Genomic DNA, 12,605 nt, shown 5'->3' on the forward strand with positions numbered 1-12,605 from the left:
CGACGGGGGGCGGGGTGGCCGGCCATCACGAGGCCAGCCGTTCGGCGATGGCGCCCACGGTGCGGCCGCGGAACACCACGTGCGGCGCGACCTTGGTGCCGGTCTGCTGGGAGAGCTTCATGGCGACCCGGACGGCCGCCAGCGAATTGCCGCCGATGCGGAAGAAGTTGGTGTCCGGCCCGAGGTCGTCCGGCAGGTCCAGGACGGCGCGCACGGCGTCGGCGACCAGCCGCTGGTGCGGGGTGAGCGGGTCCGCCGGGGCGGCGGCGCGGCGCCCGGCGGGGGCCGGCAGCGCCTTGCGGTCGACCTTGCCGTTGGGGTTGAGCGGCAGCGCGTCCAGCACGTCGACGGTCGCGGGCACCATGTGCTCGGGCAGCAGCCCGGCCAGGTGGTCGAGCAGCGCCTCGGGGGCTGCGGGGTCCGCACCCGCGTCGAGGGTGACGTAGGCGGCGAGCCGGTGGTCGCCGGGGGCGGGCTCGTGGACGGTGACGGCGGCCTCCCGGACGGCGGGGTGGCGGGTCAGCGCGTCCTCGATCTCGCCGGGCTCGACCCGGAAGCCGCGGACCTTGACCTGGTCGTCGATCCGGCCGGTGATCTCCAGCAGCCCGTCCGGGCGCCGGTGGCCGAGGTCGCCGGTGCGGTAGAGCCGCTCGCCGGGGGCGCCGAACGGCGAGGCGACGAAGCGCTCGGCGGTCAGCGCGGGCCGGCCGACGTAGCCGTGGGCGAGGCCGCCGCCGGCCGCGTAGAGCTCGCCGGTGGTGCCGTCGGGGACGGGCTCCAGCCGTTCGTCCAGGACGTGGATCCCCTTGCCGTGCAGCGGGTGCCCGATCGGGATGGCGGCCCCGGCGGCGTCCTCGGCGGTGGCGCGGTGGCAGGTGGTCAGGCCGAGGCTCTCCACCGGGCCGTAGCCGTTGGCGACGACCAGGTCCGGGTACTGGCCGAGCGCCTTCGCGACATGGGTGACGGAGGCCCGCTCACCGGCCGTGAAGGCCACCTTGAGGTCGTCGTAGGTCTCCGGGAACTCCTCCAGCAGGAAGTTGAACAGGCTGGCGGAGAGCTGGAGCTGGGTGACGCCGTGGCGCCGGGTCAGCTCGGCGATGGCCTGCGGGTCGGGCCGCTGGCCGGGCTGCAGCACGCAGACGCCGCCGAAGGCCAGCGCGCCGTACAGCTCCAGGGCGAAGGCGTCCCAGGAGACCGGGGAGCACTGCAGCCAGACCTCGTCGGGGCCGAAGCGGGCGTAGTCCTGGCCGAGGTAGGTGGTGGTGAGCGCGCGGTGCGGCACCGCGGCGCCCTTGGGGCGGCCGGTGGAGCCGGAGGTGAACATCACGCAGGCGAGGTCGTCTCCGGTGACGGGCACGCCCGGGTCGTGGGCGGGGCGGGCGGCGATCGCGGCGGCCTGCGCGTCCAGGTCGAGGTGGCGCCCGACCGGGAACGGCGGGCTCGCGTGGTGGTGGGTGACCAGCAGCGAGGCCGCGCAGTCGGCGAACGCGCCGGCCAGCCGGTCGGCCGGGAAGTCCGGGTCGAGCAGGGTGTAGGCGGCGCCGGTCCTGAGCACGGCGAGCAGGGCGACCACCAGGTCCGGCCCGCGGTCGACCAGCACGGCGACGGTGTCGCCGCGGCCGGTCCCGCCGGCGGCCAGGTGGTGCGCGAGCCGGTTCGCCCGGGTGTCCAGCTCGCCGTAGGAGAGGCGCTGTTCGCCGCTGACCAGGGCGGTCGCCGCGGGGGCGTCGGCGGCCCGGGCCCCGACCAGGGCGTGCACCGGCGTCCCGACGGCGGCGGCGAGGGTGCCGAGCCAGGCCTCGCAGAGCTCGGCCATGGTGGCGGCGTCGAACAGGTCGGAGTCGTACTCGAAGCGGCCGGTGAAGTCGGTGCCCCGGTCGTCGACGGAGATCGACAGGTCGAAGCGGGAGACCGGGTTGGAGTACAGCTCGCGGGTCACCTCGACGCCGCCGACGGTCAGCGGGCGGGTGTCCAGCGGGTGGAGTTCCAGCAGCACCTGGCAGAGCGGGTTGCGGTTCTCGGCGCGGTCCTCCGGGCGGTCCTCCAGGACGCTCGCCGCGATGTCGTCGAACGGCGCCTCCTGGTGGCGGTAGCCGGCGATCGCCACCTCGCGGACGTGCCGGACCAGTTCACGGAAGTCCATGGTCTCGCCGACCCGCACCCGCAGCGGCAGCAGGTTGACGAAGTAGCCGACCAGGGCGTCGAGTTCGGCCCTGCCGCGGAGGCTCACCGGGGAGCCGAGCACCAGGTCGCGCTGTCCGGTGCGGCGGTGCAGGGTGAGCGCCAGACCGGCCAGCAGGACCATGAACGGGGTGGCGTCCTCGCTGCGGGCCAGCGCGCGGACCGCCTCGGCGACCGGGCGCGGCATCGCGAAGCGGTGGAAGTCGCCGCGGAAGCGCTGGACCTCGGGCCGGGGGTGATCGGTGGGCAGCGCGGGCTCGGTCGGCGCGTCGGCCAGGTGCTCGCGCCAGTGGGCGAGTTGGCGCTCGGCGTGGGCCGGGTCCCGGTACTGCCAGGCGCTGTAGTCGGCGTACTGGACGGCGGGCTCGGGCAGGGCGGCCGGGCGGCCGGCGGCCAGCGCCTCGTACAGGGCGGCGAGTTCGCCCTCCAGGACGGGAAGCGAGCCCTCGTCCCAGACGATGTGGTGGCAGAGCAGCAGCAGGGTGGCGGTGTCCCCGGTGCGGTAGAGGTGGGCGCGCAGCAGCGGGCCGCTCTCCAGGTCGAAGGGGACCAGCGCGGCCTCGGCGACCAGTGCGTCGACCCGCCCGGCCTCCGTGTCGGTCACCGCGAACGGCACGTCCACGGCGGGGTGGACCAGCTGACGGGGGCCGTCCTCGGCCAGCTCGAAGGTGGTGCGCAGCGCCTCGTGCCGCGCCACCACGCCCTCCAGGGCCAGCCGCAGCAGCTGCGCGTCGACCGGGCCGGCGAAGCGGAACACCCAGGGCACGACGTAGGTGGGCGCGCCCGGGTTCCACTGGTCGAGGAACCAGAGCCCGCGCTGGTTCGGGGACAGCGGCGCCCGGGCGGCGCCGGTGCGGGTCAGCGGCGGGCGCTCGCCGTCGGCGGCGGCGGTGACGGCGGCGGCGAACTCGGCGAGGGTCGGGGCGTCGAAGATGGTGTACGGGGAGATCATCCCGAAGACGTCGAAGACCCGGCCGACCACCCGCACGGCGGTGAGCGAATCCCCGCCCAGGTGGAAGAAGTTGTCGTCGGCGCCGACCTCGGGCACACCCAGCACGTCCGCCCAGACGGCGGCGATCAGCTGCTCGGCGGGGGTGCGCAGCGGGCGGCCGGCCGGGGAGGCGTCCGGCGCGGCCGGGGCGGCCTGCGGCTCGGGCAGCGCGGCGCGGTCGGTCTTGCCGCCGGCGGTCAGCGGGAAGGCGTCCAGCACCGTGACGGTGGCCGGGACCATGTGCTCGGGCAGCCGCTCGGCCAGGTGGGCGCGGAGCGCGGCGGGGTCGGGGGCGTCGCCGGTGACGTAGCCGGCGAGCCGGCCCTCGTGGGCGACGACCACGGCGCCGGTGACGCCGGGGCGGGCGGCGAGCAGCTGCTCGATCTCGCCGGGCTCGACCCGGAAGCCGCGGATCTTCAGCTGGTGGTCGGCGCGGCCGACGAACTCCAGCGGGGCGTCCGGGCCCTCACGGCGCACGACGTCGCCGGTGCGGTACATCCGGGCGCCCGGCTCGGGCGCGAACGGGTCCGCCACGAACCGGCCCGCCGTCAGGCCGGGGCGGCCGTGGTAGCCGGAGGCGAGCAGCGGCCCGCCGAGGTAGAGCTCGCCGCTCTCGCCGGGCCCGGTGACCGGGCGCAGCCGGTCGTCCAGGACGTAGGCGCGGCGCTCGCCCAGCGGGGTGCCGATCGGGACCGGCTCCGTGCGCGGGGCGCCGGACAGCTCGTGGACGGTGGCGGTGACCACGGTCTCGGTGGGCCCGTAGGCGTTGAGCAGCGGCACTCCGGTGGCGGTCCACCAGACGGCCGCGGTGTCCGGGTAGAGCCGGTCGCTGCCGGAGATCATCAGGCGCAGGGTGCGCGGGGCCCGGGCGCGGGAGCGCAGGGCCGTCACCACCTCCTGGAAGTAGCCGGCCGGGAGGTTGGCCACGGTGACGCCCTCGGTGTCCAGCAGGTCCAGCAGAGCGTCCGGGCCGAGCAGGTGCTGCTCGGGCACGAGCAGGCAGGCCCCGGCGGACAGGGTGGTGAGCACCTGCTCGACGGCGACGTCCACGGTGGGGCGGGCGAGGTGCAGCACGACGTCGTCGGCGGTGAGGCCGAAGCGGTCGACGGCGGCCGTCAGGTGCCCGGTCAGCGCGTCCAGCGGCACGTGCACGCCCTTGGGGCGGCCGGTGGTGCCGGAGGTGTAGATGAGGTAGCCGGGGGCGGGCGCGGCCTCGGGCCCGTCGGCGGGCGCGAGGCGGACGAGCTCGCCGTCGGTGAGGGCGAGACCGGCGCCGGCGTCCTCGCGGATCCAGCGGTTGCGCTCCTCGGGGGCCTCCCGGTCCAGCGGCAGGTAGGTGGCCCCGGCCCGGAGGGCGGCGAGCAGGCCGACCAGGTGGTCCAGCCGGTCGCGGCCGGTGACGGCCACCGTCCGCCCGGGGGCGATCCGGGCGGCGAGGGCGCCGCTCAGCTCGTCCAGCTCCCGGTAGCGCAGGGTCCGGGCGCCGAGCCGTACGGCCGGCCGGTCCGGATACCGGTGCGCGACGGACATGAAGGGGAAACCGCGAGATTCCATCATCCAACCCCGATGAATTGACGACGCTGCGGGCAGTGGTCTCGACCCTAGGGCGGCTTTCCGGGGCCGATCGGCAGAACTCCCGGAAGACCATCGGCAGTTTCAACTGCCGCTTGAGTAAGGCGACTTGAGGAAACGCGACCGGCCCGCCGGGGCGCACGGGGCGCCTCGGCGGGCTCGGGGGAAAACGGTCTTCGGTTGTCGCGGAAAGCGGCTCAGAATTCCCGGGGGAAATCCCGGGAGAAATCCGGGGACCACACGTCGGCCCGGTCCAGGGCGGCCGGGGCGTACTTCCCGAGCGCGCTGATCAGCAGCCGCAGTTCGAGTGCGAGGCAGTCGGTGAAACGGGTCAGTCCCGCCTGCGGGTCCTCCGCCGCGGCCAGCAGGGCCGCCCGGCCCAGGCCCACCGCACGGGCGCCCAGCGCCAGGCTCTTGACCGCCCGGCCGCCCTCCCACATCCGGCCCGAGACCAGCAGGCAGGGCGGCGGCCCGGCGACCGCCAGCCGGCGCAGGCACTCCGCCAGCGGCAGCCCGACCTGCGCCGGGAAGACCCCCGGCGCCCAGCCGGTGCCGCCCTCCGCGCCGTCCACCGTGACGGCGTCGGCGCCCGCCTCGGCGGCCACCCGGGCGGCCTCGGCGACGTCCCGGCCCGGGTGCAGCTTCACCCAGACCCGGGCCCGGGGGAAGTTGTTGCGCATCAGCCGGATCTGCTGGCGCAGGATCTCCGCGGTGAAGGTGCCCGGGGTGCCGGCCCGCAGCACCCGGCCGTCCTCGCCGAAGACCGGGTCCAGGCCGTAGCGGTCGCCGAGCCGGGCGGCGGCGTCCGGCTCCAGGACGGTCATTCCGCCGAGCCCCGGCTTCGCCCCCTGCCCGACCTTCAACTCGAAGGCCAGGCGCCCGGATTCGAGCAGCGGTAGGGCCGCGGGGTCGCTGTACAGCAGGTTCCACACCTCGGCGTCGGCGTCCTCGGTGGACTGCTGGACGGCCACCCCGCCCAGCCCGTCCGGCAGGTGCTCGGCGTAGGCGCGCAGCCGGCCGAGCAGGGCGCGGTCGGCGGCCTCGCCGAGCCGGCCGTAGCCGTTCACCGGGACGACGTTCTCACCGATCACCATCGGCAGGCCGAGCGCGCCCGCCTGCCGGCTCAGTGCCAGGCCGAGGTCCCCGCCGGCCGCCCGGGTGGAGCCGGTCGCGGACACGTAGACCGGCAGGGACGACTCGAACCCGCCGATGGTGGTGGATAGTTCGACGTCCCGGTAGTCCGGCTCGCGGCCCAGGTCGATCAGCTTGGCCAGCCGCTGCGGCACGAAGACCGGCGGCACGATCCGCAGCGTGTCCAGGGCGTCCGGGGCGTCCGCCGGGCCGGATCCGCCGGCCGGGCGCTCGGCGCCGAACAGCACCTGCCCGTAGCTGCCGGGCGGCGGGAAGGCCGCCGCCGTCCCGGCCCTGGCCCGTTGCCGGACCTCCTCCTCCGGGAACCCGGGTGCGCTGAGGTCGCTCACGGCGAGACCACCCCCGCCACCTTCGGGAACGCGCTGGCCTGCCAGACCGCGTCCAGCCCGGCGACGTAGCGGGTCAGCCGCTCGACGCCGATGCCGAAGCCGGCGCTGCCGGGCACGCCCTCGCGGACCAGGTCCAGGTACCAGCGGTACTTCTGCGGGTTCTCCCCGGTCTCGCGCATCCGGGTGACGATCTCGGCGTAGTCGTTGGTGCGCTGGCTGCCGCTGCACAGCTCGCCGTAGCCCTCGGCCGCGATCAGGTCGAAGTTCCGCAGCAGGCCCGGGTCCTCGGGGTTCTCCCGGTCGTAGAAGCCGCGCGAGCCCTTGGGGTAGTCGGTGACGAAGAACGGCCGGTCCCGCCGGCCGGAGAGCAACGCCTCACCGGCCCAGTCGAGTTCGGCGTCCTGGCTCTGCGGGTGGCCCAGGCCCCGGAGTTCGGCGACCGCCTCGGAGTGCCGCATCCGGCCGAAGGAGCCCTTCAGCAGCTCGGCGAACGCCGCGGTGTCGCGGCCGAGTTCGGCGAACTCCTTGGGCAGCTCGCGCACCGCGGCGGCGACCATGTGGACCACCAGCTCCTCGACGAGCTGCACGGCGTCGTCCCGGCTCGCCCCGGCCACCTCGACGTCGAGCTGGTGGAACTCGGCCAGGTGGCGGCTGGTCCCGGCGGTCTCCAGCGGCTCCAGCCGGACGTTCGGCGCGATGCAGAAGATCTTGTCGAAGGCCAGCAGCGAGGCCTGCTTGTAGAGGATCGCGCTGGTCATCAGCTTGTAGCGGTGGCCGTAGAAGTCGACGTCGACCTGCTTGGAGCCGCGCGAACCGGGGTCGGTGACCGGGCCGATGATCGGCGGGAGCAGTTCGGTGAAGCCCCGGCCGCGCAGGTGGTCGCGGGCGGCGGAGAGCAGGTGGTGCTGGATCCGCAGCGCGGCGCGGGTGGACGGGGAGGTCAGGTGGCGGCCGGGGTCCGGGAGCTTCGCGGCGGCGGTCGCGGGGGTGGGCCCGTCGGTGGTCATGGCGTGGTGAGTCCCAACTCTCGTGGTGCGGCGGGTGTGCGGTCGAAGGCGAGGTCCGGGGTGTCGAGGTGCGGGGTGCCGAGGTGCGGGGTTTCGCGGTGCGGGCTGTCGAGGTGCCGGGTGGCGAGGTGCGGGGCGCCGGCGGCGCGGCTGTCGTAGCTCCACTGGACGTGGGAGAGCGCGCCGAGCAGGTCGGCGGAGCCGAGGATCGGCGGGCGCGGGCCGCCGGACAGGCCGGCGATCGGCATCGCGCCGACGTCGGACCAGTGCAGCCGCCCGTCCGGCCCGAGCGAGCTGCGGGCCCGCCCGGCGTTGTCGGGGTGCAGGCAGTAGGGCACGTCCAGGTAGCCCGCCGCGAAGGCGCGGACCAGCGCCCGGCCGATGTCGGCGTCCAGCTCCAGCACGGCGCCGATCAGCGCCCGCGCCTCCGCCTCGATGCCGGTCTCGGGCACGGCGCGCGGCGGGCGCGGCTGCTCGGCGCCTGCGGCCGCGGCGGCCGCCTCCAGGGCCCTGACGTTCTCGGCGACGGTCGGGATCCGGTGCGCCTCGGCCGTCGTCTTCACGATCAGCCGGGCCGCCCCGGTGCGCACCGCCAGCCGGGCGGCGTCCTCCAGCAGCAGCCGGGCGCCGCCGGGGGTGCGCGGGAAGACGCCCATGTAGGCGTAGAGCACGAGGTGGTGGTCGACGTCCGGCAGCAGCTCCCCGGCGAGCCGGCCGAGCGCGGTCAGCGCCTCCTCGTCCTGCCGCGGGTCGGGCTGCTGGGCGTAGCTGAGCGAGATGCTGCGCAGCCCGTGCTGGCGGAAGAACAGCGCCTCCAGCACGCTCACCGCGATCAGCAGGCTCGGCGGGCAGAGCTGGCCCATCAGACAGCCGCCGAACGTCTCCAGGTGCGGTTCGGCGCCGAACTCCCGGATCGAGGCCAGCAGTTCGCAGCTCCGCCGCCAGCTCTCCACCGCCTCGCGCAGCGGGGTGCGGCTGTACGGCAGGCAGTACGAGACCGGGCCGCCCTCGGTGGCGTCCAGGCCGACCGCGAGCAGCGCGCGGACGATGTGCTCGGGCCGCGCCGAGCCGTGCCGGACCTGCACCGGGAAGCCCGCGCCGGCGAGGCCGCGCAGCACCGCCCGGGTGACGTCCACCGGGTGGCCCGCGATCGGGTAGCCGTTCAGCCCCACCCCGTCGGCCAGGGCGCGGCGGGCGGCGGCGAGGTCGCCGGTGCGGGTGTAGCTGTCCAGGGTGATGGTGCCCACCGTGACGGCGTCGGCGTCCCGGGTGGCGAGCAGGCCCTCGCGCATCCGCAGCGGGTCGGCCATGCCCATCCGGGGCTGGACGACCAGGGCGCCGGCGGCGCGGGCCCGGGCGACGAAGGCGCCGAAGCCCGCTCCGGCGGGGAGGGAGCCGCCCGGCGCGGCGGTGACGGCGCTCACCGCGGGCCCCGGGAGACGCTCGCCACGGGCAGGGCGGCGGTGGGCAGCGAGCCCACGAAGGCACGGAAGTCGGCGACCGAGCGGCCCTCCTCGAAGACGCCGTCGAACCCGGCGGCGAGCAGCGAGCGCTGCCGGTCCGGATCGCCGGGCCCGGCGATGGTGAGCTTCCCGCCGATCACCGTGGGCGTGCCGGAGAGCTCGGGGCAGCCGCGCAGGGCGCGGATCACCCGCAGGCCGTCGTGGTAGCCGTGGCCGTTGACGCTGCTCAGCACGATGAGGTCGGGCGCGGTCCGGCGGCACTCGGAGACCAGCAGTTCGTCCGGCACGCAGGCGCCCAGGTTGGTGACCCGGTGGCCCAGCTCCTCCAGCAGCAGTTGCAGGAAGACCAGGTTCCAGGTGTGCGAATCCGACGCCATCGTCGTCACGACGACCTCCAGCCCGGGCGGTTCGGCCTCGGCGCGCTGCTGCTCCAACTGGTCCACGGCGCAAACCCTCTGTGTCGGTGAGTGATGGGTCGGTCAGTGATGGGGCGGTGGGTGACGGACAGAACGCTAGGGAGGATCCGGCGGGCGGACCGGCAGCTCGCCCGGCAAGTGACGGGCAGTATCCGCGGCGGGGGCGCGGTCAGCTCGCGGCCGCCAGCACCGGGTACGCCCCGGCGGCGCCGAACAGCCGGCGGCAGAGGTTCAGCACGGTGAAGCGCACGCCGTCGCGGGCGGGGACGCTGCGGATCAGCCCGCTCGCCAGCAGTTCGTGCACGGCGGCCAGCGACTCCTGCGGCGGCCGCCCGCTCAGCTCGACGGCGTCCTCGCCCGACCAGTCGCCCGGTTCGGCGGCCAGCCGGGCCAGCAGGTCGCGCTGGCCCAGCGTCAGCCGGTCGAGCGCCGCGTCCAGCGCCTCGCCGACCCCACCGCTCCCGCCGAACCCGGCCGGGGGCGGCGCCAGCTGGAACGGTCCCTCGGCCAGCCGGGCCACCAGCTGGCGCGGCGAGAGCACGGTCGACCAGGCCGCGGCCAGCTCCAGCGCGCCCGGCAGGCCGTCCAGCAGCCGGCAGAGCGCGGCCACCGCCGGCGCCTCCTCCGGCTCCAGCCGGTAGCCGGGGCGCAGCCGGCGCAGGTGCGACAGCAGCAGCCGGACGGCGCCCACCTCGGCGAGCGCCGCCGGATCGTGGTCGAGCTCCGGCCCCGGGGTGGGCAGCGGTGCGAGCGGGATCACCTGGCCGCCGGGCAGCGGCTGCGCGACCCGGGCGGTGATCAGCACCCGCAGGCCGGGGCAGCGCTGGAACAGCTCGTCCAGCAGGGCGGGCTCCACACCGCTGTCGGCGCCGTCCAGGACCAGCAGGGTGGGGCGGCTGCCGATCGCCCGGACCAGCTCGTCCCGGCGTTCGGGGCCCATCCCGGGCTGGCGGGCCCAGTCCGTCCAGCGCACCGACCAGTGGGCCGACAGGTGCAGCCGGCGCGCCGCCTCCAGCACCAGCCGGGTCTTGCCGACCCCGCCGAGGCCGGTCACCGTGACCAGCCGGTCGCCGTGCACGGCCAGGGCCTCGGTCAGCACGTCCGTCTCCGGCTCGCGGCCGACGATCGCGCCGCGGGCCACCGGCGGGGCGGCCGGCTCGTCGCGCGGCTCCTCGGCGAGCGCCTGGCGGCGTGCGGCCGCCTCGAACACCGAGCGGCTGCGGCCCTCCAGCCGCAGCGCGTCGGCCAGCAGCCGGACCGTCTCCTGCCGGGGGCGCTGCACCCGTCCGCTCTCCATGTCGCGGATCGCCCGGACGCTCAGGGTCGCGTGATCGGCGAGGACCTGCTGGGTCAGGCCGATGCGCTCGCGCCGGATCCTGAGCAGCTCTCCGAAGCCCGCCGCCGACTGCAGGGTGTGAACGCCGTCCATGCTCCGTCCGCCTTCCGTGGGTTGGCCAACTACCGGGGACCAGGGGCTCGGGCCGCCGGGGCGGTGCGCCGAGGACGGCGCCGGGCGGTGGTGACCGCCGAGCCGGGTTCCCCTGCCCGCAGATGCTCCACGGCCCTGCTCTACGGCCGATCAACGGCCGATCACCGCAGGTTCACGACACCTCCGCATCGTCCACGAACCCTGCCTCGCGGCGAGGGGAGGCGGGGCAGGGCGGGGCGGAGCAGGGCGGGGCGCTGGGGGGACGGGGGACGGGGGACGGGGCGCCGGGGGCGGACACGGGACCGGCCCGGGCGTACCGCGTCGGAAGACGGTACGCCCGGGCCGGTGGCCGGGGAGGGGCCGGGCGTCAGACGCGCTGCATGCCCGGGTTGTAGGCCTCGCTGACGAAGGAGGCGGCCGTGCTGACCGTGCCGCCCGGGCGGGTGATGTGCGAGATCACCCGGTAGTCGGCCCGCGCGTGCTCCTCGTTCAGGGTGATCGCGGTGTAGCCGCGCCGCCCGTCGTAGAACTTCATGTGCGGGTTGGCGGCCGTCAGGGTGGCCCAGTTGCCCGGGTGCTCCGCGCCGTCGCCGTCGCTGGCGATCGAGGTGCCGACGATCTCGACGCCGACGGTCCGCGAGTCCGGGTCGTCGAAGTCGCGCTTGACGTCCATCGCGTAGGCGACGTGCACGTCACCGGTGAGGACGACCAGGTTCTCCACGCCGATGTCCTCGACGCCGGCCAGCAGCCGCTCGCGCGCGGCCGGGTAGCCGTCCCAGGCGTCCATGGAGAGCCGGGACTTCGCCTCGGTGGTGTTCTTCCGCCGGGAGAAGACCACCTGCTGCGGCACGACGTTCCACACCGCCTTGGACTTGCGGAAGCCCTCCAGCAGCCAGCGCTCCTGGGTGGCGCCCATCAGCGTGCGGGTCGGGTCCTCCGACTCCGGGGTGGGGAACTGCCAGCCGTCGCCGTTGGCCTGGTCGGAGCGGTACTGGCGGGTGTCGAGGATGTCGAACTGGGCCAGCTTGCCGTAGTGGTGACGGCGGTAGAGCTTGAGGTCGGTGGCGTCCGGCCGGGGCATGCGCAGCGGCATGTTCTCCCAGTAGGCGCGGGTGGCGGCGGCGCGGCGGGCGACGAAGGCCTCCACCGACTGGTTCTTCTCCGGGATGCCGGCGGCGTAGTTGTTCTCCACCTCGTGGTCGTCCCAGGTGACGAACCAGGGGTGCGCGGCGTGCGCGGCCTGGAGGTCGGGGTCGGCCTTGTAGAGGGCGTACCGCAGCCGGTAGTCCTCCAGGGTGGTGGTCTCGTGGTTGAACAGCGACGGCAGGGTGCGGTCGGTGTACTTGCGGTCGCCGCCGACGGCGTCGATGCCGTACTCGTAGATGTAGTCGCCGACGTGGAAGACGGCGTCGAGGTCCTCGTTCGCGAGGTGCTTGTAGGCGGTGAAGTAGCCGTCCTCGTAGGCCTGGCAGGAGACCAGGCCGAAGCGGACCTCCTCGATCCGGCGGCCGCGCGCCGGGGAGGTGCGGGTCCGGCCGACCGGGCTGATCCAGGAGCCGACCTTGAAGCGGTACCAGTGGACGCGGTCCGCGTCGAGGCCGTCGACGTCCACGTGCACCGTGTAGTTGAACTCGGCGTGGGCCTTGGCGGTGCCGCGCCGGGCGACCTTGCGGAAGTGCTCGTCCCGGGCGATCTCCCAGTCGACCTTGACCACGCCGGCCGGCGGCAGGCCGTTGCCGGGCTCCAGCGGGCGGGGCGCGAGACGGGTCCAGAGCACGACCGCGTCACTGAGCGGGTCGCCGGAGGCGACGCCGAGGGTGAACGGGTTCTCGGTCAGCGTGCGGGGCGCGATCTCGGCGTCCGCGGCGTGCGCGTTCGGCAGGTTGGTGGTGAACGCCAGCGCGGCGGCCGCCGAGGTGACGGTCAGGAAGCGGCGGCGGCCTATCCCGAGCCGGGTCGCGGCATCCCGGAACTGCTGGTCGTGCGAGGCCTGGTCGTCTGTGCGGGCCATGGGTCTGGACTGCCTTCCGTACGCTGGGCTGCACCGGCGCGGGCACCGGCTGTG

General features: G+C 75.4%; 7 protein-coding genes. All 7 read right to left on the reverse strand.

The annotated features are described in order from the left end of the window. Nucleotides 1-25: 25 nt before the first annotated feature. The 7 genes from ACFVVL_RS18445 to ACFVVL_RS18475 all read right to left on the reverse strand — a co-directional run bounded on the left by ACFVVL_RS18445 (nucleotide 26) and on the right by ACFVVL_RS18475 (nucleotide 12,551). Nucleotides 26-4,702 carry an amino acid adenylation domain-containing protein gene (locus tag ACFVVL_RS18445; RefSeq protein WP_387676371.1) on the reverse strand — a complete coding sequence of 1,559 codons (4,677 nt, stop codon included), beginning with the start codon at nucleotides 4,700-4,702 and terminating at the stop codon, nucleotides 26-28. 239 nt (nucleotides 4,703-4,941) lie between these two features. Then, nucleotides 4,942-6,225 carry a glutamate synthase-related protein gene (locus tag ACFVVL_RS18450; protein WP_387676374.1) on the reverse strand — a complete coding sequence of 428 codons (1,284 nt, stop codon included), beginning with the start codon at nucleotides 6,223-6,225 and terminating at the stop codon, nucleotides 4,942-4,944. Beyond that, the gene (locus ACFVVL_RS18455; RefSeq protein WP_387676377.1) at nucleotides 6,222-7,232 is read right to left on the reverse strand and encodes an asparagine synthetase A; all 1,011 of its coding nucleotides are present in this window, start codon (nucleotides 7,230-7,232) and stop codon (nucleotides 6,222-6,224) included. The genes ACFVVL_RS18450 and ACFVVL_RS18455 overlap by 4 nt, the downstream gene beginning before the upstream one ends. Beyond that, nucleotides 7,229-8,656, reverse strand: coding sequence for a methylaspartate mutase (locus ACFVVL_RS18460; protein ID WP_387676380.1), 1,428 nt, complete (start codon nucleotides 8,654-8,656; stop codon nucleotides 7,229-7,231). Before ACFVVL_RS18460 ends, ACFVVL_RS18455 begins: the two co-directional genes overlap by 4 nt. After that, on the reverse strand, nucleotides 8,653-9,138 hold the full coding sequence (locus ACFVVL_RS18465) for a cobalamin B12-binding domain-containing protein (RefSeq protein ID WP_380287544.1): 486 nt from the start codon (nucleotides 9,136-9,138) through the stop codon (nucleotides 8,653-8,655). Before ACFVVL_RS18465 ends, ACFVVL_RS18460 begins: the two co-directional genes overlap by 4 nt. 142 nt (nucleotides 9,139-9,280) lie before the next feature. Continuing rightward, nucleotides 9,281-10,540 (reverse strand): helix-turn-helix domain-containing protein, encoded by a 1,260-nt coding sequence (locus tag ACFVVL_RS18470; RefSeq protein ID WP_380287543.1) that lies wholly within the window; start codon nucleotides 10,538-10,540, stop codon nucleotides 9,281-9,283. Between the two features lie 367 nt (nucleotides 10,541-10,907). Then, nucleotides 10,908-12,551, reverse strand: a complete 1,644-nt coding sequence (locus ACFVVL_RS18475; RefSeq protein ID WP_387676385.1) for an alkaline phosphatase D family protein — start codon at nucleotides 12,549-12,551, stop codon at nucleotides 10,908-10,910. Between the last annotated feature and the right edge of the window lie 54 nt (nucleotides 12,552-12,605).

The organism is Kitasatospora sp. NPDC058115 (genome assembly GCF_042884635.1).
Lineage (GTDB): Bacteria > Actinomycetota > Actinomycetes > Streptomycetales > Streptomycetaceae > Kitasatospora.